The organism is Streptomyces sp. NPDC019937 (genome assembly GCF_040631655.1).
Lineage (GTDB): Bacteria > Actinomycetota > Actinomycetes > Streptomycetales > Streptomycetaceae > Streptomyces.
The window spans coordinates 1-21,146 of the sequence record NZ_JBEYAL010000005.1; the positions used below are offsets into that span (position 1 = coordinate 1).

Below are 21,146 nucleotides of genomic sequence, written 5' to 3' on the forward strand. Positions count from 1 at the left end.
CGGCCCCGCGCTCGTCGCACGCAGCGCCGCTGCGCTCTCCTCACGCGGGTTGCGAGCTACCGCACCAGACGCCGCTCGCTGATCCGGCCTGATCGGCAAGGCACCCCCTAACGTGACGGGATGACCGAACAACTCCCGCCAGCAACCTCCGTCGCGGTCCTCGGCACCGGCATCATGGGCTCCGGTATGGCGCGCAACCTCGCCCGCGCCGGGCTCGACGTCCGCGCGTGGAACCGCACCCGCGCCAAGGCCGAACCGCTCGCGTCCGACGGCGTACGCGTCACCGACACCCCCGCGCAGGCCGTGGACGGCGCCGATGTCGTCCTGACGATCCTGCACGACGGCCCGGCCGCCCTGGAGACGATGCGCCAGGCCGCCCCGGCGCTGCGCCCCGGCACGGTGTGGGCCCAGGCCACCACCGCGGGCCTCGACGGGCTCGACACGCTCGCCGCGTTCGCCCGCGAGCGGGACCTGATCCTCCTCGACTCGCCCGTCCTGGGCACCAAGCAGCCCGCCGAGAGCGGGCAGCTCGTGGTCCTCGCCGCCGGTCCGCCCGCCGCCCGCACCGCCGCGGCGCCGGTCTTCGACGCGATCGGCAGCCGTACGGTCTGGGTCGGCGAGACCGGGGAGGAGGGCGCGGCCACCCGGCTCAAGCTCGTCATCAACAGCTGGATCCTCGCCATCACCCACGGCACCGCCGAAGCGCTCGCCCTCGCCGAGGGGCTCGGCGTGGAGCCGCAGGGCTTCTTCGACGCCATCGCGGGCGGACCGCTGGACAACGGCTATCTGCACGCCAAGGCGGGCCTGTTGCGCAGCGGCGACCTCGCACCCAGCTTCGCGGCCAGGACCGCGGAGAAGGACGCCCGGCTGATCGTCGAGGCGGGGGAGCGGTCCGGGGTACGGATGGACCTGGCGGCCGCGGGCGCCGAGCGGTTCCGGCGGGCCGTCGAACAGGGTCACGGCGACGAGGACATGATCGCCTCGTACTTCGCCAGCTTCGACGGCCCGGACGGCACCGACAGCCCGGACGGCACCGACCGCGACAAGGGCTGATACGCGAAGGGCGTGCTTCCGGCCGGAGCCGGAAGCACGCCCTTCACCCGTAACGCCGCCTCAGACGGTCCGGAAGGCCAGCACCACGTTGTGGCCGCCGAAGCCGAACGAGTCGTTCAGGGCCACGATCGGGCCCTCGCCCGGCAGCGACCGCGGCTGGTCGCGCACGATGTCCGCGTCCGCCTCCGGGTCCAGCTCGTCGATGTTGATCGTCGGCGGGGCGGTCCGGTGGTACAGCGCGAGCACGCTGGCCACGGTCTCCACACCGCCGGTGCCGCCCAGCAGATGTCCCGTCATGGACTTGGTGGCGGAGATCGCCATGTGGTCCACGTCGTCGCCGAAGACCTTGCGCAGCGCCTTCAGCTCGGCCACGTCACCCTGCGGCGTCGAGGTCGCGTGCGCGTTGATGTGCGCGATCTCGGCGGGCTTCAGGTCGCTGCTCTGCAGCAGGTTCTGCAGCGCGTGCGCGATGCCGTTGCCGGACGGCTCCGGCTGGGTGATGTGGTGGGAGTCGGCCGAGATGCCCTGGCCGACGGCTTCCGCGTACACCCGGGCGCCGCGCGCGGCGGCGTGCTCCGCGGACTCCAGGACGATGACGCCCGAGCCCTCGCCCATCACGAAGCCGTTGCGGTTGACGTCGAAGGGACGCGAGGCGCCCTGCGGGTCGTCGTTGTTCTTGGACATCGCCATCATGTTGCCGAAGGCGACGATGGGCAGCGGGTGGATGGACGCCTCGGTGCCGCCCGCGACGACCACGTCGGCGCGGCCGCTGCGGATCATCTCGATGGCGTAGCCGATGGCCTCGGCGCCGGACGCGCACGCGCTGACCGGGGTGTGCACACCGGCCCGGGCGCCGACCTCCAGGCCGACGTTGGCCGCCGGGCCGTTGGGCATCAGCATCGGCACGGTGTGCGGGGAGACCTTGCGGACGCCCTTCTCGCGCAGCACGTCGTACTGGTCGAGCAGGGTCGTCACGCCGCCGATGCCGGAGGCGACCACCGCGCCCAGCCGGTCCGGGTCGACCGCCGGGTCCTCGCCGGCCTTGCCGGTGAAGCCCGCGTCGGCCCATGCCTCACGGGCCGCGATCAGCGCGAACTGCGCCGACCGGTCGAGCTTGCGCGCCTGCGGGCGGGGCAGGACGGTGCCGGGGTCCACCACGATGCTCGCGGCGATCCGGACGGGCAGGTCGGCTGCCCACTCCTGCTCAATGAGGCTGATGCCGGAGCGACCGGCGAGCAGTGCTTCCCAGGTCGATGAGGCGTCGCCACCCAGCGGCGTCGTGGCACCAACACCGGTGACGACCACGGTGTGATTGGTCGAGTTCACAGGAATTCTTCACTCCTACGTAGCAGGTGCTGGACCTCCGCCACCGCACGGGTGGCGACAGACGCTTCGCTCAGCCCTGGTGCTTCAGGATGTAGTCGACGGCGTCGCCGACGGTCTTCAGGTTCTTGACGTCGTCGTCCGGGATCTTCACGTCGAAGCGCTCTTCGGCGGCGACGACGACCTCGACCATGGACAGCGAGTCGACGTCCAGGTCGTCGGTGAAGGACTTGTCCAGCGCGACGTCCTCGGCCGGGATACCGGCGATCTCGTTGACGATCTCGGCGAGACCTTCGAGGATCTGCTCCTGCGTGGCGGCCATTGCGGCGCTCCTTCTTCGGTGTGTTGCGGTGGGTGAGCAGCGCCCGACTCGTCCGGGGCTGCGTGGATCTGGGCTAGAGAGCCTATGGGAGGGTAACGACCGTCGCTGCGTAGACGAGACCCGCCCCGAAGCCGATGACGAGCGCGGTGTCGCCGCTCTTCGCCTGCCCCGTCGCCAACAGCCGCTCCATCGCGAGCGGAATGGAGGCGGCGGAGGTGTTGCCGGTGGTCTCCACGTCACGGGCGACCGTGACGTGCTCCGGCAGCTTGAGGGTTTTGATCATCGAGTCGATGATCCGCATGTTGGCCTGGTGGGGGATGAACGCGTCCAGGTCCTCCGCGCTGACCCCCGCCTCGTCCAGGGCCTGCTGGGCGACCTTCGCCATCTCGTACACCGCCCAGCGGAAGACCGCCTGGCCCTCCTGGCGCAGCGCCGGGAAGCGCACCTCCTCGGCGGAGTGGTCGCGGTAGACGTCCCAGGGCAGCGTCTGGGCGATGGTGTCGGACTTGTCGCCCTCCGAGCCCCAGACGGTCGGGCCGATCGCGGGCTCCTTGGACGGGCCGACGACCACGGCGCCCGCGCCGTCGCCGAACAGGAAGGCCGTCGCCCGGTCCTCCAGGTCGGTCAGGTCCGAAAGCCGCTCCACGCCGATGACCAGCACGTAGTCCGCAGTGCCATCGGTGACCATGCCCTTGGCGAGGGTCAGCCCGTAGCCGAAGCCCGCGCAGCCCGCGGAGATGTCGAACGCGGCGGGCTTGCCGGTGCCCAGCAGATGGGCGATCTCGGTGGCGACCGCCGGGGTCTGCTTCAGGTGCGAGACCGTCGAGACGATCACGCTGCCGATCTGCTCGGGCGTCAGCCCCGCGTCGGCGATGGCCTTCCCGCCCGCCTCGACGGACATCTGGGCGACCGTCTCGTCCGGACCGGCCCAGTGGCGGGTGGCGATGCCCGAGCGGGAACGGATCCACTCGTCCGAGGAGTCGATGTGCTTCAGGATCTCCTCGTTCGGCACCACCCGGGTGGGGCGGTAGCCGCCGACGCCGAGAATGCGCGCGTACGGGGCGCCCTTGCTGGGCCTGATCTTCGCGGTCATGCTCTCGGAACTCCTATTCGGCTTTTGCGGCCGGGGTGTCGGCGGCGGGTGCGGCGTGCTCGGCGATCAGCGAGCGTGCCGCGTCGAGGTCGTCCGGAGTCTTGAGTGCCAGGGTCGCCACGCCCGGCAGGGCCCGCTTGGCGATGCCGGTGAGCGTCCCGCCCGGCGCCACCTCGATCATCGCGGTGACGCCCAGCTTCTGGAACGTCTCCATGCACAGGTCCCAGCGGACCGGGTTGGACACCTGGGCGACCATGCGCTGGATCACCTCGGCGCCGGACGCCACGACCTCGCCGTCCCGGTTGGAGACGTACGCGGTACCCGGATCGGCGATCGGTACGCCCGCGACCAGGCTCTCCAGCGTGGCCACCGCCGGGGCCATGTGGTCGGTGTGGAACGCGCCGGCCACCTTCAGGGGAACGACGCGGCGCACGCCCTCCGGCTTGTCCTCGGCCAGCGCCGCCAGCTGGGCGGCGGTGCCCGCGGCGACGATCTGCCCGGCGCCGTTGACGTTGGCCGGGGTCAGCCCGAGCTTGTCGAGGTGCGCGACGACGGTCTCCTGCTCACCACCCAGTATGGCGGCCATGCCGGTCTCGGCGCGGCCCGCGGCCTCGGCCATCGCCAGACCGCGGTGGCGCACCAGGACCATGGCGGCCTCGTGACCGAGCACCCCGGTGGCGGCGGCCGCGGTGATCTCGCCCACGCTGTGACCCGCGGCGGCGCCGACCACGTCCCGGACGCGGTGCGGGCCGTCGGCGAACAGCGCCTGGGCGGAGACGAGTCCGGCGGCCACCAGCAGCGGCTGGGCCACCGCGGTGTCGCGGATCTCCTCCTCGTCGGCCTCGGTCCCGTAGTGGACCAGGTCCAGGCCGGACACGGCCGACCACCACCGCAGGCGTTCGGTGACGCCGGGGAGGTCGAGCCAGGGAGTCAGGAAGCCGGGCTTTTGGGCGCCCTGGCCGGGAGCGACGAGTACGAGCACTCTCACACTCTCTCTTGTGGGGGGTCCCGCCCGCCCGTGAGGACAAGGACGAAGAACGGTCAAGGGAATTGTCGGGGTCCAACAAACAGCTAGGGAAATATGTCCCCGTCGGCAAGACGCCCGAGGATCAGGGCTATCCGTAGCGTGAAGGCCGACCGGACGTCGGATGGTGACCAGCCGGTGACGTCGGTCACACGTCGCAGCCGGTAGCGCACGGTGTTGGGATGAACAAAAAGCATCCGGGCGGCGCCTTCCAGACTGCTCGCCTGCTCCAGGTACACACTCAGCGTCTCCAGCAGCGCCGAGCCCGCTTCCTCCAGCGGTCTGTAGATCTCCTCCACCAGCTGGGCACGGGCGGCCGGGTCCCCGGCCATCGCGCGTTCCGGAAGCAGATCGTCCGCCAGCACCGGGCGCGGGGCGTCCGGCCAGGCCGTACACGCCTTCAGACCGGCAGCGGCGGCCGCCGCCGAGCGGGTCGCCGCCAGCAGGTCCGACACCACCGGACCGGCCACCACCGGCCCCGAGGCGAACGGCCCGATCAGGGCCTTCGCCGACTGCAGCGGGTTGTCCGAGCCGCCCGCCACCACCACCAGCCGGCTGCCGAGCACCCCGGTGAGCACCTGCAGCTTGGCGTGGCGGGAGGCCCGCCGGATCGCCTCCACGGTCAGCTCGCTGTCCCCGTCGGGCGCCGTGCCCAGCACCACGCACACATGCTCGGGCGAGTTCCAGCCGAGCGCCGCCGCCCGGGACAGCGCGCCCTCGTCGGCCTCCCCGGACAGCACCGCGTTCACCACCAGCGACTCCAGCCGGGCGTCCCAGGCGCCCCGTGCCTCGGCCGCCTGCGCGTACACCTGGGCGGTTGCGAAGGCGATCTCCCGCGCGTACACCAGCAGCGCCTCGCGCAGCACCGCCTCGTCGCCGGGAGCCGCCACCTCGTCGATCGCCGACTCCATGACCTCGATGGTCGTACGGACCATCTCCACCGTCTGCCGCAGCGTGATCGCCCGGGTCAGCTCGCGCGGCGCCGTACCGAACACGTCGGTGCTGATCGCCTGCGGCGCCTCCGGATGCCGGAACCACTCCGTGAAGGCCGCGATGCCCGCCTGCGCCACCAGCCCGATCCACGAGCGGTTCTCCGGTGGCATCGCCCGGTACCACGGCAGCTGCTCGTCCATGCGCGTGATGGCGGCGGCGGCCAGCTTCCCGGACGACTTCTCCAGGCGGCGCAGGGTGGCACTGTGCGGATGCGGGGTATTCGCGGCTGGTTCAGGCACGAGGACAAGACTGCCTTATCGGAGGGCGAACGCTGGGGGCGGGAGGCTACGCGGGGGTAGGGACGGGGGCAGGAGCGGGCCGGTCCGGGGCGCACTACCGTGGACCGGATGATGTGGGTACAGCGGTCCGCAGCACGGTATCCGGGCGGGGACGGAGCGGGCGTCGAGACGCGCCACGCCTTTTCCTTCTCTGGACACTACGACCCGGACAACGTGCGGTTCGGGCTCCTCGTCGCCTGCAACGAGGAACACCTCGCCCCCGGTGCGGGCTTCGCCGAACACCCCCACCGCGACCTGGAGATCGTGACCTGGGTCGTGGACGGCGAACTCACCCACGAGGACTCCACCGGCCACCGGACCGTGGTCCGTCCCGGCGACGTCCAGCGCCTCAGCGCGGGAAGCGGCGTACGCCACTCCGAGCGCAACGAGTCCGCGGCGCCGCTCACCTTCGTCCAGATGTGGCTGGCCTCCGGCGCGGTCGGCGCCGAGCCCGCGTACGAGGTCGTCCGCGGCATCGCCGACGGCACCCCGTACGCCCTGTCCCGCGCCGAAGCGGTGCTGCACGTCCGCCGCCTCGGCGACGGCGAGCGCACCGCGCTGCCGGACGCGCCGTGGGTGTACGCGCATGTGGTGCGGGGCGAGGCGCGCGTGGGCGGCGAAACCCTCGCGGCGGGCGACGCGGCCCGGGTCACGGACGCGCGGGACCTGGAGGCGTGCGGGGTGGGGGCGGCGGAGCTGCTGGTGTGGGAGATGCGGGCGGAGCCGGTGTACGGGTAGCGCGGGCTCTTCGCCGGCCCCGCCCCTTCCCGGGGCTCAGGACAGCTCGGACAGCACCGCGTCGGTGAGCGCGGGCCAGACCTCGATCGCCCACGGCCCGAACGCCCGGTCCGTCAGGACGACGCACGCCGCCCGCGCCTCCGGGTCGACCCACAGGAACGTCCCGGCCTGGCCGAAATGGCCGAAGGTGCGAGGCGAGGACGAAGCCCCCGTCCAGTGCGGCGACTTGCCGTCGCGTATCTCGAAGCCGAGCCCCCAGTCGTTCGGCTTCTGGTGCCCGTAGCCCGGCAGCACCCCGGTCAGCCCCGGGTGCACGACGGACGTCGCCTCCGCCACCGTCTCGGCCGCCAGCAGCCGGGGCGCCTGCAGCTCGGCGGCGAAGCGCACCAGGTCCTCGACGGTCGAGACGCCGTCCTTGGCGGGCGAGCCGGCCAGCTCGGTCGCGGTCATGCCCAGCGGCTCCAGGACGGCCTGGCGCAGATATTCGCCGAAGGGGATGTCCGTCGCCTTGGCGATGTGATCGCCGAGCACCTCGAACCCGGCGTTGGAGTACAGCCGCCGGTTGCCGGGCGCGGCCACGGTCCGGTGCTCGTCGAAGGCGAGCCCGGAGGTGTGGGCGAGCAGATGGCGCACCGTGGCGCCCTCGGGCCCGGCCGCCTCGTCCAGCTCGACCGCGCCCTCCTCGACCGCGACCAGCGCCGCGTACGCGGCGAGCGGCTTGGTCACCGAGGCCAGCGGGAATCTGTGGCCGACCGGACCGTACGATCCGGCCACGGTGCCGTCCGCGCGTACGACGGCGGCCGCCGCCGTCGGGACCGGCCAGTTCTCGATCATCCGCAGGCTCTCCATGGGGCCCGAGCCTATCGCCGACCAAGATTCCGCCAAATCTCCGCTTGCTTGGAGTGCACTCGAAGCCCATAGCGTTGAGATGGTCGATGGGCTTCGCGCATCGGCGACGGCGAGAGGGTGTATCGGCATGACCGTGATCGAGCAGGACCTGGAACGGGCTCCGGCGCAGGCGAGGCCGCGCGCGTGCGTGGGGCGCCGCCCGCACCCCCGGCCGACCGGGCAGGACCGGTACACGATCAGCGAGGTCGCCGAGCACACCGGGCTCACGGCGCACACCCTGCGCTGGTACGAGCGGATCGGGCTGATGCCCCACGTGGACCGCACCCACACCGGCCAGCGCCGCTTCACCAACCGCGACCTCGACTGGCTCGACCTCGTCGGCAAGCTGCGGCTGACCGGCATGCCGGTGGCGGACATGGTCCACTACGCCGAGTTGGTACGGGCGGGCGAGCACACCTTCGCCGAACGGGAGGCACTGCTGACCGCGCACCGGGCGAAGGTCCTGGAACGGATCGCCGAGCTGGAGAGCACGATCGACATCCTCGACTTCAAGATCAATATCTATGCCGAGGGCCGCCCGGGGCCGGCGGAGAGCAACTGGCGGGCCCCTCAATAGCCTTCCTCGGCCTTGCTCTCATACGAGGTCATGGCGGCAGTCCTGGTCCTCGGAGGCGGCCCGCGCGGGGTGGCCGCAGCGGACCGCGCCGAAGTCCCCGAGGACGATCCGCGCGAAGTTGCGCAGCGAATCCGTGCCCGGGGCGAAGTAGCCGGTGTGGCCGTGGGCGTGGTCGGCGGAGACGACGCGGGCGCCGAAGGCGGAGGCCGTGGGGTCCTCGCCGTGGCCGAGCCCCATGAAGTCGTAGCCGGTGACCCGTCGTATCCAGTCCGAGCCGTCCCGCGCCGCCCACACCCGCGCCTCGGTGCCCAGCTCGTCGGCGTCGTCCACGCCCATGCCGGGGCTGCCGAACGCCACCAGATCGGACACCCGGGTACGGTCCATCGCGTCCGCCGCCGCCCCGCACACGACCGAGCCGTAGCTGTGGCAGAACACGGTGGGCGGTGCGTCGGCGGTCGCCGCCGTGGTTACCGCCAGCCCCGCCAGGAAGCGGTCCAGCCGCGGTGCCCCGGCCCTCGCCAGTCGGCTGGTCGCCGCGTCCGGCCCGAGCCCGACCGGGGTGGTGTACCCCACCCACGCCACCACGGCGGTACGGGTCCCGGGCGCGTCCCGGGCCAGCTGCGCCCGCAGCGACGTCGCCATCCCGGCGGGGGTGCCGTACCGGTCGTGCGTACGGTCGAAGGTGGCCAGATCGATGTCCGACCCCGGTACGACGACCGCCGTACGCCGCGCCGTCGCCAGGTCCCCGAACACCTCGGCCACCTGCCCGCGCCCGCGCGGATCGAAGGCCAGGATCTGCCGCCCGGGGGCGAGCAGCGCGTCGTACCGCTCGGCCAGCGCGCTGTCCGGATCCGCCTTCCGCTCCGCGTCCCGCGCCGCCCGGAGGGCCCGCGCGTTGGCCGCGTACCGCAGCGCGGGCGGCACCCCGTCGAGGTTGCCCACGACGTCGGGGTGCCGGATGACCAGCGCCTGCCGCTGCGCGGGGCCGAGCCCGTCGAAGAACCGGGCGATGCGGGCGGGCGACGCGCTCTCCGGGTCCGGCAGTTCGCGCCCGCCCAGCGAGTGATCGGCCAGCCACCGCCCGGTCCCCGGCGGCGGCCCCGTGATGGCCTGCTCCTCGTGCGCCACGGTCCAGCCGGCCGTCCCCGCCATGACGGTGATGGTGAGCGCCGCGGTGATCAGGCGCCGGGCGTAGTGCCTGGTGCGTAGCGTCTGGGACATGGCGGCGGGTTCCCTCTTCCGGTCGGTGGCGGAGGGAAACGTAGGGAGCGGACGGGTGCCGGGGCGTCAACCCCCGGTGCCAAGTCGGGTGTCATACCGGGGTAGGGGGTGCCCGCGGGGGCTCGCGCGCCCGCGCCCCCAGGGGGTGTCAGAACCAGACGCGCGCCGCCAGCAGCCCCGCCCCGGCCCCGGCCGCGTTCCGCCACGCCCGCAGCGGCCCGTCGAGGATGTCCTCGGGCTCCTTGTCGCCCGGCCAGTCGTCGATCCGGGCCAGCACCCGGGCGCGCTCCGCCCCCGTCACGGCGAGCGCCCCCTCGACGGCGGGCAGCAGGCGCCGTACCTCGTCGGACGTGAGCACCACATCACCCGCCCAGCCCGGCAACGCCGCCGCCCGGGCCGGGCCGAGGCCGTGGAAGAGGGCCGCGACCGGGTTGTCCTTGCGCACGGCCGCGATGTACGGCTCGATGTCGGGGTCGAAGCGGTCCCACCACTCCATCACGTGCAGTTCGTGGTCCGAGTCCATGGCGTCGAAGGCGGAGTCGTTGACCATGTCGTACAGACGCAGGGCCTCCTCGGTGTTGTAGCCGTCGGGCCGCCACACCTGCACCGCCCCGCCACCCCGCGCGGCGTCCCGCTCCCAGCGCCCCCAGGCCGCGATGGCGGACGGGCGCGCCGCGGCGGCCGCGATCGCCGGCGCCGCCCGCCGTGCCAGCTCCGCGATGTCCTCCGCGGCGAGCGCACCCACCGCCCAGAAGCTGGACATTCCCACGATCGGCTCCCCGTCCTCGATCACCTTGCCGCGCGGCACATCCTCCCCCCTCCCCGCCGGGGAGGGCGGCAGGGCGGCGTCAGCCGCTGCCCGGGGTGACCAGGCCCGACTCGTACGCGAAGATCACCGCTTGGGCGCGGTCGCGGAGGCCGAGTTTGGCCAGGACCCGGCCTATGTGGGTTTTGACGGTCTGTTCGGCGAGGATCAGTGACTCCGCTATCTCCTGGTTGGACAGGCCCCGCGCGATCAGCTCCAGGACCTCCGTCTCGCGCGGGGTGAGGCCGCTGCGCCGCAGCTCGGAGCTGTTGCGGCGGGGCGCCGGGCGCTGCCGGGCGAATTCGGCGATCAGGCGGCGGGTGACGGAGGGGGCGAGGAGGGCTTCGCCCGCGGCGACGACGCGGACCGCCGAGATCAGGTCGGCCGGTGGGGCGTCCTTGAGGAGGAAACCGCTGGCGCCGGCGCGCAGGGCCTCGTAGACGTAGTCGTCCACGTCGAAGGTGGTGAGCATGAGCACCTTCGGGCGGTGGGTGACGCCGCGGGGTGGTTCGAGGAGGCGGCGGGCGGCCTCCAGGCCGTCCATCTCGGGCATGCGGACGTCCATGAGGACGACGTCGGGGTGGGTGTTGCGGCTGACGTCCACCCCCTGGCGCCCGTCCGGGGCCTCGCCGACCACGTCGATGTCGCTCTGCGCGGCGAGCAGCGCGGCGAAGCCCGCCCGGACCATGGCCTGGTCGTCGACGATGATCACTCGGATGGTCATAAGTCCGTTTCTTCCGGTCTGTCCGGGTCTACGAGGGGGAGCCGGGCCGCCACCCGGAAGCCGCCGTCCGGCAGCGGGCCGGTGTCGAGCATGCCGTCCACGAGGCGGACGCGCTCGACCATCCCCACCAGACCGTGGCCGGTGCCGCTGGTCTCCAGCGGCTTGGCGGGGGCCTCGGCCGGGGGGCCGTTGACGATGAGGAGGGTGAGCCCGGAGCCGTCCTCGGCCGTCGAGACCGAGACGCGGGTGGCGGCGCCCGGGGCGTGCCGCACGACGTTGGCCAGCGCCTCCTGCACGATCCGGTACGCGGACAGGTCCACGGCCTGCGGCAGGGCGCCGAGGCCCGCCACGTCGTCGCCGATGGACAGCTCGGTGGGTATCCCGGCCCGTACCGTCGCCTCGACCAGCTGCGGCACCTGACGCAGGCCCGGCTGCGGGGTGCGCTCGCCGCGCGTCTCCTCGCTGCGCAGCACGCCCAGCAGCCGCCGCATCTCGGCGAGGGATTCGCGGGCGGTGGCGGCGATGGTGCCGAACTCCCGCTCCGCCTCGGGCGGCAGCCCACCGATCCGGTACGGGGCGCTGTCCGCCTGGACCGTGATCACCGACATGTGGTGGGCGACGACGTCGTGCAGTTCGCGGGCTATGCGGGCGCGCTCCTCCAGCAGCGTGCGGTGGGCGCGCTCGGCCTCGCTGATGGTCTCCTGCTCGGCCAGCCGCCGCTGGACGTCGCCGCGCTCCCGCAGCGCGCCGCCGACCAGCAGCACCACGCCGCTGAGCACGAACAGCAGTACGTTGCTGCCGTCGCTCTTGGTCTCGGACACCATGCCGAGGAAGAGCCCGGCGCCGCCGGTGACCAGCCACACCGCCACCAGGGTGCGGCGCGGTTCGCGCAGCGCGAGGGCGAGGAGGAGGAAGAGATAGCCGACGATGGCGGGCGGCTGCCAGGGCCAGACGCGGTGGTGGAGGTCGGAGGTGCCCAGCACCACCAGCGCGGTCGTCACATCGGCGAGGAAGACGAGCCACCACGCCTGGAGGGGGCGGGTGACCGCCAGCAGCAGCGGTGTGGCCTGGGCCAGCCCGAGCAGGGTGGCGAGCCCGCCGCTCACCTCGTAGTCCTCGGACAGGAGCTGGGCGGCGACCGGGACCAGGATCGCGGTGAGGAGCATCGCGAGGGCGTACGGCGCTCTCCGCCGCCAGCGCCGGGAGGACCCCGCGAGCAGCGGGGTCGCCGGATAGCTGGGGGTCACCAGGGCCCGGGCGAGGCCGCCCGCCTGCCGCCGGGCGGCCGCGGGCAGGCTCTCGTGCGCGGTGGACGAGGCGGACGCGGTACCGACGGATGCCGTGGCCGGGGAGGCGGACGAGGGTGAGGACATGGTCGCCTCAGCGTAGAGTCGGCGCGCTGGGCGAACGTCATACCGGGGAGCCCATTTGTGGCTCATACCTGGGTAGGGGGCTCGTCCGGACCCGGATCCCCCTTCACGGCGCCCCCACCGCTCCACGGAGCTACAGCTCCGCCAGCAGCTCGGCCTTCTTCGCGCTGAACTCCTCGTCCGTCAGCAGCCCCGCCGTGTGCAGCTCGCCGAGGTGGCGGATGCGGTCGGCGATGTCGGCCGGGTCGCGGCGCGCCGGGGCGGCCGGGGTGCGGGCGGGCGCGGGGGAGCACTCGGCGCTCGGCGCGGGGGCGGACGCCCGTACGGCCTCCAGTACGGCGGCGGCGAACGGCAGGGACTCGTGGACGAGCCCGTATCCCATCCCGAACACCACGGCGGCCGGATCGTGGTCGGGGCGGCCCGCGGGCTGGTCCTCGGCGCCGCGCGGCACCAGCCGCAGATGGCCGTGGCGACCGCCCTTGGGGGCCGAGCCCTTCCCGGCCGGTCCTTTGCCCGCCGGGGCCTTCGCGTCCGGTCCCGGTGCCTCCGGATCCTCCGCCGGCGCCGTGCCCGACGCCTTCGCTGCCGCGCCGCCCGAGCCCCGGTTCTCGGGCGAGCGCCACTCCACCCCGGCCAGCTCGTCGATCCGGAACCGCTGGTCCCCGGCCTTCCACTTCGCCGAGGACGCGCCGGTCCAGAACCAGCGGAAGGACACCGCCTTGCCGTCGAAGGACGCCTTGCCGTCGTACGCCTTGAAGGACAGCGGCGGCGGGGGCGCCGCCACCAGATGGGACTCGGCGGCGGTGTCCGCGCCGGGCCCGAGCGCGCCCCGCAGCTCCTCGGCGTAGTACTCGGCGAGGGACGCGCGCTCGGCGGGCAGCACCAGGCGGTACGGGTCGTACCCCTCCTTGAGCTGCCCGTCGGCGACGTCCATCAGCGGATCGGCGCCGGGTCTGGGCACCGCGCGCAATACCACCGTTCCGCGTTTACCGGGAGCGAGATCGACCGCGGACAGCGCTTCGTAGGGGATGTGCCGTTCGCCGAGCGCCTGAAGCAGCTTCGGCGTGCGGATCCCCCGTTCGAAGCGGATGAGCACGGAGTCGGTGTCGAACTCCCAGACGGTCTGAAAACCGGCCAGCACATCACCCATGCGGCTCATCGTATGCGGCGGTGGCCCGCCCGTCCCCCCTTGGGCGCTACGCGCGTCAAACGTCCTCCCCGAGGCCCGTGCGTGGATGTGGGATGCCCGCCGCCCGCTGGTCGCGCGCTCATCGGCGGGTCAGCTCAGTCCCGCGGTGCACGCGGCACCGTCCCCACAGCTCACCGTCGTGACCCGGCCGACCCCGACCCGGGCGAAGTTGTCCAGGCTGGTGGTGCCGGGGGTGAAGTACCCGGCGTGTCCCTGGGCCCCGGCGGCCGACAGGACGCGGGCCCCGAAGCCGGAGGAGAGCGGGTCGGCGCCGTGGCCGAGGCCGCCGACCTCCAGGTGCGGGATGTCCTGGATCCAGTCGCCGGAGTCCCGCATCGCCCATACCCGGCGCCCGGCGCCCAGCTCCGAGGCGCGGTCGGCGCGCATGCCGGGGCTGCCCGCCACCGCGATGTCGGTGACCCTGGACGGCAGATCGCGGGCGGCGACCCCGCACACCACCGAGCCGTAGCTGTGGCACATCAGCGACACGCGGGCCGGTGCGGGCAGCGCGCCCACCAGCGCGCGCAGCCGCAGTGCGCCCTGGGCGGCGAGCTTGCCGGTGGCCGCGTCCATGCCGATCCCGGCCGGGGAGGTGTAGTCGGCCCAGGCGATCACGGCGGTGTGGGTGCCCGGGGCCTCGGCGCGCTCGTTGTGGTAGAGCGCGCGGGCCATGCCGACGGTGGCGGTGTACGGACGGTCGGACTTCTGGAAGGTCAGGATGTTGGTGTCCACGCCGGGCACCACGACCGAGACGCGGCGGGCGTGGGTGAGGTCACCGAAGACCTCGGCGGCCCGCCCGGCGCCCGCGGGGTCGAACGAGAGGATCTGCCGCTTCCCGCTCAGCAGGTCCTCGTACCGGTGCATCCGCCGGCCGGCGTCATGGCGCCCGAGCGGGGTCAGCTCGTTGTCGTGCATCCGCCGTCGCTCGATGTCCCTGGCCTGGGTCAGCGCGATCCGGTTGGCCCGATAGCGCAGCCGCGCCGGAGCGCCGTTGAGGTTGCCGACGACCAGCGGATAGCGGTGGACGAGGCGGTCGCGCTGGGCCTTGGTGAGCGAGTCCAGCCAGCGGCCCAGGAAGCGCGGCGAGGCGTACGGGTCGGGCAGCCGGTGACCGTCGAGGGAGCCGTGGCGCCAGGCGCTGACCGACACGGAGAGCGGGTCCGTGCCTTCTCTGTGGCTCCGTATGGCCGTCCAGCCGGTGGTGGCGAGCAGGACGAACACCACCGCCAGGGCGAGCAGAGCGCGCCAGGCGGTGGAACCGGGGGAGGGAGAACCGAGCTCCGAGAAGGAAGTCACCGCGGGACACCCTAGGAGAAGCGCGCCCACAGGTGCCAAATGCCGTGACTTACATCACGTTTGAGAGGGCGGTTTTGACGGAAACTTATGTCGGATGTGATGGCTTTAGGGAAATTTGTCGGATTTACCAGTCGGTGCGCCAGTTCTCGGCGAGGGCCGGACCCACATGATCCAGGTGAAACGCGGTGATGTCCCGCAGGGTGTCCGTGGAGTCGTCGTCGCCCTCCCCCCACAGCTTCCCCGCGATCTGGATCACGCCGCCGAACATCGCGGTCAGCAGCCGCGGCCGTGGATCCACGCGGACGTCGAGGCCCTCGCGCCGGGCGATCTCCGAGGCGATCCGCTCCTCCAACTCGGCGGTACGGCGCAGGTGGACGGCGAGCAGCGCGGGCGTCGACTCGATCACCCGGTACATCCGCATGTGGAGTTCGGCCGGAACCAGCTGCTCGATGGAGTCGCCGATGGTGCTCCACGCGTCGAGGACCGCGCCCCGCAGGGCGGCCAGCGGGGCCTCGTGGGCGGGGCGTGCGCACAGCGCCGCGAAGAAGTGCGACTCCGCCGAGTCCTGGGTGGCGAAGGCCACTTGCTCCTTGTTGGCGAAGTAGCGGAAGAAGGTGCGCTGCGAGACGTCCACCGACTCCGCGATCTCGTCCACCGTCGTGTGGTCGTACCCCTGACAGGTGAACAGATCCAGCGCCGAGCGCACCAGCGCGCTGCGGGTCCGCTGCTTCTTGCGTTCGCGCAGTCCGGTCGGTGGCGGTGCCACCGCCTCGTCCGCTGTCACCTCTCGTGCTCGCTTTCTGTCGCGTTTGGGCAGGCCACCATACCTGTGGCCCATACGACAGAGACCAGCTGATGAATCAGTTTGTCAATTGTCAGACGCTGACATTAGCCTCCGAGCATGACGTCTGAGACCACCGTCGCCGATACGGCGCCGGAACCTCCCATATCGGATCCCCCGAAGGGGCTGCGGGGTCACCCCTGGCTGACGCTCTTCACCGTCGCGATCGGTGTGACGATGGTCGCCCTCGACGGCACGATCGTCGCCATCGCCAACCCGGCCATCCAGAAGGACCTCGGCGCCTCGCTCGCCGACGTCCAGTGGATCACCAACGGCTATCTGCTGGCCCTCGCGGTCGCGCTGATCACCGCGGGCAAGCTGGGCGACCGCTTCGGCCACCGGCAGACCTTCCTCATCGGCGTCGTCGGCTTCGCGGCCGCCTCCGCCGCCATCGGCTTCTCCAGCGATGTGGCGCTCGTCGTGGGCTTCCGCGTGCTGCAGGGCCTGTGCGGAGCGCTGCTGATGCCCGCGGCGCTCGGTCTGCTGCGCGCCACCTTCCCCGCCGAGAAACTCAACATGGCGATCGGCATCTGGGGCGCGGTGATCGGCGCCTCCACCGCCGCCGGACCCATCGTCGGCGGGCTGCTCGTCGAGCACGTCAACTGGCAGTCCGTCTTCTTCATCAACCTGCCCGTGGGCATCCTCGCCCTCGTCCTCGGCCTGGTCCTCCTCGTGGACCACCGGGCCGAGAACGCCCCGCGGTCCTTCGACCTCCCCGGCATCGTGCTGCTGTCCGGCGCCATGTTCTGCCTGATCTGGGCGCTCATCAAGGCCACCGACTGGCAGTGGGGGAGCTCCAAGACGCTCGGGTTCCTCGGCCTGGCGGCCGTCCTCTTCGTCGTCTTCGTGTTCTGGGAGAACAAGACCCGCGAGCCGCTGCTGCCGCTGTCCATCTTCCGCTCGGTGCCGCTGAGCGCCGGGACCGTGCTGATGGTGCTCATGGCCTTCGGCTTCATGGGCGGGCTGTTCTTCGTCACCTTCTACCTGCAGAACGTGCACGGCATGACGCCGGTCAACAGCGGTCTGCACCTGCTGCCGCTGACCGCCACGATGATCGTCTCCTCGCCGATCGCCGGAGCGCTGATCACCAAGCTCGGGCCGCGGGTGCCGCTGGTGGGGGCCATGGCGCTCACCGCCGTCGCCATGTTCGGGCTCTCCCGGCTCGAGGTCGGCACCGGAACACTCGAGATGTCCGTGTGGTTCGCCCTCCTCGGCTTCGGCCTCGGCCCCGTGATGGTCGGCGCCACGGAGGTCATCGTCGGCAACGCGCCGCTCGAGCACGCCGGTGTCGCGGGCGGTCTCCAGCAGGCCGCGATGCAGGTCGGCGGCAGCCTCGGTACGGCCGTTCTCGGCGCGATCATGGCGGGCAAGGTGGACGACACCCTGCCGGACAAGTGGGCCGAGGCGGGACTGCCGCCCATGAAGCCGGAGCAGGCGTCCAAGGCGTCCGACGCGGTCGCGGTCGGCATCACGCCCGCGCCCAAGGGCACCCCGCCGGAGATCCTCGGGAAGATCACGAGCGTCGCGCATGACACGTTCGTGTCGGGGATGGGGCTCGCCTTCACCGTCGCCTCCGTCGTCTCGGTGGCCGCGGCGCTGGTCGCGGTGCTCACCAAGCGCGGGGACAACGCGGAAGCGGGTGGCGGGGGCGTGCACATCTGACCCCTCAGGGTCAAGCCCCCTATCCGGGTGGACCGTGATCGACCCCGTGGTGGGTACGGGAGCCGGCCGACAGGCTGGCTCCCGTTCGTATTTGCACACCTTCACGGGGAGTGATCCACATGCGCACGACCATCCTGGCCACGGCGACCCTCGCCCTGGCCTGCGCCCTGACCCCTGTCTCCGCCTCGGCTTCCGCTGACGCGGCGCCCGGGCCCCGGCTCGGGAGCTGCGCCACCGGGCAGCTGTGCCTCTGGCACAAGACGGCCTTCACCGGGGCGCGCCAGGTCCATGAACTGGCCGACACCGACATCGAGAGCTGCGTGCCCCTGCCGCGGGGCGCCTCGGCCGCGTCCCTGGCCAACCGCACGGGGCGGCCGGTGACGGCGTACCAGAGCGCGGAGTGCGCCGAGACGGGCGAATTCCGCACCTACCCGACCGGCTCCTGGGCCCCGGAAACGGCCTATCAGGTCCGGGCCTTCAAGATCTGGGAGCGGTGATGCGCGGGGGCGGGGCCGGGGCTTTCCCCCACCCCGCCCCTTCCCGCAGCGTCCGATATGCGGCCCCGCCGCGCGGCGGGGCTTCGCCCCGGACCCCGCGCGGGGCAGGGCGGTGTCGCTCCGCTCCCGCACCGCCCGGCGCTCCTCGGCGTCGGTCAGCAGTGCGCGGGGGGCGGGGTGAGGGGATCCCGGCCCACCTCCGCGCAGCCGGTACGCGAAGCGCCGGGTGGGCTGGTCTTCCAGCCCACCCGGCGCTTTCGTCGGCTATCAGCCCTCGCAGACGGCTACGCGTCGCCGCCCGCGGGGCCCGGGTCGGCCGCGGCGACGTCCAGGAGCTGGTAGCGGTCGATGGCCTGCTTCAGGACCGAGCGGTCGATCTTGCCGTCCTTCGCCAGCTCCGTCAGCACGCCCACCACGATCGACTCGGCGTCGATGTGGAAGAAGCGCCGCGCCGCGCCGCGCGTGTCGGCGAAGCCGAAGCCGTCGGCGCCGAGCGACTGGTACGTGCCCGGCACCCAGCGGGCGATCTGGTCCGGGACGGCGCGCATCCAGTCGGACACGGCGACCTTCGGACCCTGCGCATCGCTGAGCTTGCGGGTGACGAAGGGGACGCGCTGCTCCTCCTCCGGGTGGAGCAGGTTGTGCTCCTCGGCCTCCACCGCGTCGCGGCGCAGCTCGTTCCAGGAGGTGGCCGACCAGACGTCGGCGCGGACGTCCCAGTCCTCGGCCAGCATCCGCTGGGCCTCCACGGCCCACGGGACCGCGACGCCGGAGGCGAGGATCTGGGCCGGGTGGGTGCCGGACTCGCCCTGCTTGAAGCGGTACAGGCCCTTGAGGATGCCCTCGCGGTCGACGTTCTCGGGCTCGGCCGGGTGCTTGATCGGCTCGTTGTAGACGGTGAGGTAGTAGAAGACGTCCTCACTGTTCTCGCCGTACATCCGGCGCAGACCGTCCTGCACGATGTGGGCGATCTCGAAGCCGAACGCCGGGTCGTACGCGACGACGGCCGGGTTGGTCGAGGCCAGCAGCTGGGAGTGGCCGTCCGCGTGCTGAAGGCCCTCACCGGTCAGGGTCGTACGGCCGGCGGTCGCGCCCAGTACGAAACCGCGCGCGAGCTGGTCGGCCATCTGCCAGAACTGGTCGCCCGTGCGCTGGAAGCCGAACATCGAGTAGAAGACGTAGACCGGGATCAGCGGCTCGCCGTGCGTGGCGTACGCCGAACCGGCCGCGATCAGCGAGGCCGTGCAGCCCGCCTCGGAGATGCCGTCGTGCAGCATCTGCCCGGTCGGCGACTCCTTGTAGGCGAGCAGCAGCTCGCGGTCGACGGACTCGTACTGCTGGCCCAGCGGGTTGTAGATCTTGGCCGACGGGAAGAGCGAGTCCATGCCGAAGGTGCGGTACTCGTCGGGCGCGATCGGCACGAACCGCTTGCCGATCTCCTTGTCCCGCATGAGGTCCTTCAGCAGCCGCACGAAGGCCATGGTGGTGGCGATCTGCTGCTGGCCGGAGCCCTTCTTGACCGCCGCGTAGGCCTTGTCGCCGGGGAGCTGCAGCGGCTTCGCGCGCACCACGCGGGTCGGCGTGTAGCCGCCCAGCGCCTTGCGGCGGTCGTGCATGTACTGCAGCTCCTCGGAGTCCGGACCCGGGTGGTAGTACGGCGGCACGCCGGACTCCAGCTCCTTGTCCGGGATCGGCAGGTGCAGCCGGTCGCGGAAGCCCTTGAGGTCGTCGACCGTCAGCTTCTTCATCTGGTGGGTCGCGTTGCGGCCCTCGAAGTTCGGGCCGAGCGTCCAGCCCTTGACGGTCTGGGCGAGGATCACGGTGGGCTGGCCCTTGTGGGCCTTGGCCGCCGCGTAGGCCGCGTAGATCTTCTTGTGGTCGTGACCGCCGCGGCCCAGGTGCAGGATCTGGTCGTCGGTCATGCCCTCGACCATCTTGCGCAGCCGCTGGTCGTCACCGAAGAAGTGGTCGCGGATGTACGCGCCGGTCTCGGTGGCGTACGTCTGGAACTGGCCGTCCGGCGTGGTGTTCAGCTTGTTGACCAGCAGGCCGTCGCGGTCCTGGGCGAGCAGCGGGTCCCAGCTGCGGTCCCACACCAGCTTGATCACGTTCCACCCGGCGCCGCGGAACTGCGACTCCAGCTCCTGGATGATCTTGCCGTTGCCGCGCACCGGGCCGTCGAGCCGCTGCAGGTTGCAGTTGACGACGAAGGTCAGGTTGTCCAGGCCCTCGCGGGCGGCCAGGGAGAGCTGGCCCAGCGACTCGGGCTCGTCCATCTCGCCGTCGCCGAGGAACGCCCAGACGTGGGAGGCGGAGGTGTCGGCGATGCCGCGCGCCTCCATGTAGCGGTTCATCCGCGCCTGGAAGATCGCGCCGAGCGGGCCGAGGCCCATCGAGACGGTCGGGAACTCCCAGAAGTCCGGCATCGACCGCGGGTGCGGGTAGCTGGACAGCGCGTGACCGGCCTTGGACTTCTCCTGACGGAATCCGTCCAGGTGGTCCTCGGACAGCCGGTCGAGCAGGAAGGCGCGGGCGTAGATGCCGGGGGAGGCGTGCCCCTGGAAGAAGATCTGGTCGCCGCTGTCCTTGTCCTTGCCGCGGAAGAAGTGGTTGAAGCCCACGTCGTACAGCGAGGCGGACGAGGCGAAGGTGGCGATGTGGCCGCCGACGCCGATGCCCGGGCGCTGGGCACGGGAGACCATCACCGCCGCGTTCCAGCGGGTCGCGTTCAGGATCTTGCGCTCGATCTCCTCGTTGCCGGGGAAGAACGGCTCGTCCTTGGTGGCGATGGTGTTGACGTAGTCGGTGCTGCGCATCTCGGGCACGGCCACCCGCTTCTCGCGGGCGCGCTCGATCAGGCGAAGCATCAGGTAGCGGGCACGTTCCCGGCCTCGCTCATCGACGGCTGCGTCGAGCGAGTCGAGCCATTCCTGGGTTTCCTCGGGATCGAAATCCGGGACCTGGCTGGGAAGGCCGCCAATGATGATCGGGTTGCGATCGGATCCGGAAGCCACGCTATTCCTTCGCTTTTCGGTCGTGCTGTGCACGCACATGGATTCGTGCTCTGCTGCTGTCGCGCCGGTCTCCATCGTGTACCTCGGTTACGGGATACGTCACCTCTACCGAGGGGTAACCAAGACCTGGTGGGACGGGCGCTCGCCGGGCCGGACGGTACCGGTCGGCGTGCGGTCGGCGTCGCGACGGCCAAATCGCAACCTTACGCCCACGTCCGGGGGCACCTGCGTACGGCCG

The 21,146-nt window shown here is 72.1% G+C and carries 19 protein-coding genes; 5 read left to right on the forward strand and 14 right to left on the reverse strand.

All coding sequences use genetic code 11. From position 1 onward, the window contains the following. Window positions 1-120: 120 nt before the first annotated feature. Entirely contained in the window at window positions 121-1,053 is a 933-nt protein-coding gene (locus tag ABZ562_RS05745; protein WP_361474564.1) for an NAD(P)-dependent oxidoreductase, read from the forward strand. Window positions 1,054-1,113: 60 nt separating this feature from the next. Here ABZ562_RS05745 and fabF read toward each other — a convergent pair whose 3' ends face one another. From fabF to ABZ562_RS05770, 5 genes are all read right to left on the reverse strand, one after another. Continuing rightward, window positions 1,114-2,379 carry a beta-ketoacyl-ACP synthase II gene (gene fabF / locus ABZ562_RS05750; RefSeq protein ID WP_361474567.1) on the reverse strand — a complete coding sequence of 422 codons (1,266 nt, stop codon included), beginning with the start codon at window positions 2,377-2,379 and terminating at the stop codon, window positions 1,114-1,116. Between the two features lie 70 nt (window positions 2,380-2,449). Continuing rightward, window positions 2,450-2,698 carry an acyl carrier protein gene (locus tag ABZ562_RS05755; protein WP_009718247.1) on the reverse strand — a complete coding sequence of 83 codons (249 nt, stop codon included), beginning with the start codon at window positions 2,696-2,698 and terminating at the stop codon, window positions 2,450-2,452. 82 nt (window positions 2,699-2,780) lie between these two features. Beyond that, window positions 2,781-3,791: a ketoacyl-ACP synthase III gene (locus ABZ562_RS05760; RefSeq protein ID WP_361474570.1), complete on the reverse strand. Its 1,011-nt coding sequence runs from the start codon at window positions 3,789-3,791 to the stop codon at window positions 2,781-2,783. A gap of 13 nt (window positions 3,792-3,804) precedes the next feature. After that, on the reverse strand, window positions 3,805-4,773 hold the full coding sequence (locus ABZ562_RS05765; RefSeq protein ID WP_361474573.1) for an ACP S-malonyltransferase: 969 nt from the start codon (window positions 4,771-4,773) through the stop codon (window positions 3,805-3,807). Window positions 4,774-4,862: 89 nt separating this feature from the next. Next, window positions 4,863-6,047, reverse strand: coding sequence for a helix-turn-helix domain-containing protein (locus tag ABZ562_RS05770; RefSeq protein ID WP_361474575.1), 1,185 nt, complete (start codon window positions 6,045-6,047; stop codon window positions 4,863-4,865). A 111-nt stretch (window positions 6,048-6,158) separates the two neighbouring features. On the opposite strand from ABZ562_RS05770, the gene ABZ562_RS05775 reads away from it, so the two are divergent. After that, the gene (locus tag ABZ562_RS05775) at window positions 6,159-6,824 is read left to right on the forward strand and encodes a pirin family protein (protein ID WP_361474964.1); all 666 of its coding nucleotides are present in this window, start codon (window positions 6,159-6,161) and stop codon (window positions 6,822-6,824) included. Window positions 6,825-6,860: 36 nt separating this feature from the next. Here the strand turns inward: ABZ562_RS05775 and ABZ562_RS05780 are convergent, their stop codons facing one another. Beyond that, window positions 6,861-7,673 (reverse strand): serine hydrolase domain-containing protein, encoded by an 813-nt coding sequence (locus ABZ562_RS05780; protein WP_361474578.1) that lies wholly within the window; start codon window positions 7,671-7,673, stop codon window positions 6,861-6,863. 127 nt (window positions 7,674-7,800) lie between these two features. On the opposite strand from ABZ562_RS05780, the gene ABZ562_RS05785 reads away from it, so the two are divergent. After that, window positions 7,801-8,289, forward strand: a complete 489-nt coding sequence (locus tag ABZ562_RS05785; RefSeq protein ID WP_361474580.1) for a MerR family transcriptional regulator — start codon at window positions 7,801-7,803, stop codon at window positions 8,287-8,289. Window positions 8,290-8,307: 18 nt separating this feature from the next. Here ABZ562_RS05785 and ABZ562_RS05790 read toward each other — a convergent pair whose 3' ends face one another. From ABZ562_RS05790 to ABZ562_RS05820, 7 genes are all read right to left on the reverse strand, one after another. Then, window positions 8,308-9,510, reverse strand: a complete 1,203-nt coding sequence (locus ABZ562_RS05790; protein WP_361474583.1) for an alpha/beta hydrolase — start codon at window positions 9,508-9,510, stop codon at window positions 8,308-8,310. Window positions 9,511-9,658: 148 nt separating this feature from the next. After that, window positions 9,659-10,318 carry a hypothetical protein gene (locus ABZ562_RS05795; protein ID WP_361474586.1) on the reverse strand — a complete coding sequence of 220 codons (660 nt, stop codon included), beginning with the start codon at window positions 10,316-10,318 and terminating at the stop codon, window positions 9,659-9,661. A 40-nt stretch (window positions 10,319-10,358) separates the two neighbouring features. Next, window positions 10,359-11,039, reverse strand: coding sequence for a response regulator transcription factor (locus tag ABZ562_RS05800; protein ID WP_361474589.1), 681 nt, complete (start codon window positions 11,037-11,039; stop codon window positions 10,359-10,361). Further along, a complete protein-coding gene (locus ABZ562_RS05805; RefSeq protein WP_361474592.1) occupies window positions 11,036-12,412 on the reverse strand; it encodes a sensor histidine kinase in 1,377 nt (458 codons plus the stop codon). Before ABZ562_RS05805 ends, ABZ562_RS05800 begins: the two co-directional genes overlap by 4 nt. Before the next feature lie 130 nt (window positions 12,413-12,542). Beyond that, window positions 12,543-13,559: a DUF4429 domain-containing protein gene (locus ABZ562_RS05810; protein WP_361474595.1), complete on the reverse strand. Its 1,017-nt coding sequence runs from the start codon at window positions 13,557-13,559 to the stop codon at window positions 12,543-12,545. A 129-nt stretch (window positions 13,560-13,688) separates the two neighbouring features. Beyond that, complete coding sequence (locus ABZ562_RS05815; protein ID WP_361474598.1) at window positions 13,689-14,894, reverse strand: alpha/beta hydrolase; 1,206 nt, start codon at window positions 14,892-14,894, stop codon at window positions 13,689-13,691. A 124-nt stretch (window positions 14,895-15,018) separates the two neighbouring features. Then, the gene (locus ABZ562_RS05820) at window positions 15,019-15,678 is read right to left on the reverse strand and encodes a TetR family transcriptional regulator (RefSeq protein WP_361474601.1); all 660 of its coding nucleotides are present in this window, start codon (window positions 15,676-15,678) and stop codon (window positions 15,019-15,021) included. Between the two features lie 117 nt (window positions 15,679-15,795). On the opposite strand from ABZ562_RS05820, the gene ABZ562_RS05825 reads away from it, so the two are divergent. Together ABZ562_RS05825 and ABZ562_RS05830 are read left to right on the forward strand one after the other, a co-directional pair. After that, window positions 15,796-17,397, forward strand: a complete 1,602-nt coding sequence (locus ABZ562_RS05825) for an MFS transporter (RefSeq protein WP_361474604.1) — start codon at window positions 15,796-15,798, stop codon at window positions 17,395-17,397. Window positions 17,398-17,516: 119 nt separating this feature from the next. Beyond that, window positions 17,517-17,894, forward strand: a complete 378-nt coding sequence (locus ABZ562_RS05830; RefSeq protein ID WP_361474607.1) for a peptidase inhibitor family I36 protein — start codon at window positions 17,517-17,519, stop codon at window positions 17,892-17,894. A 284-nt stretch (window positions 17,895-18,178) separates the two neighbouring features. Here ABZ562_RS05830 and aceE read toward each other — a convergent pair whose 3' ends face one another. Continuing rightward, the gene (gene aceE / locus ABZ562_RS05835; protein ID WP_361474609.1) at window positions 18,179-20,908 is read right to left on the reverse strand and encodes a pyruvate dehydrogenase (acetyl-transferring), homodimeric type; all 2,730 of its coding nucleotides are present in this window, start codon (window positions 20,906-20,908) and stop codon (window positions 18,179-18,181) included. Between the last annotated feature and the right edge of the window lie 238 nt (window positions 20,909-21,146).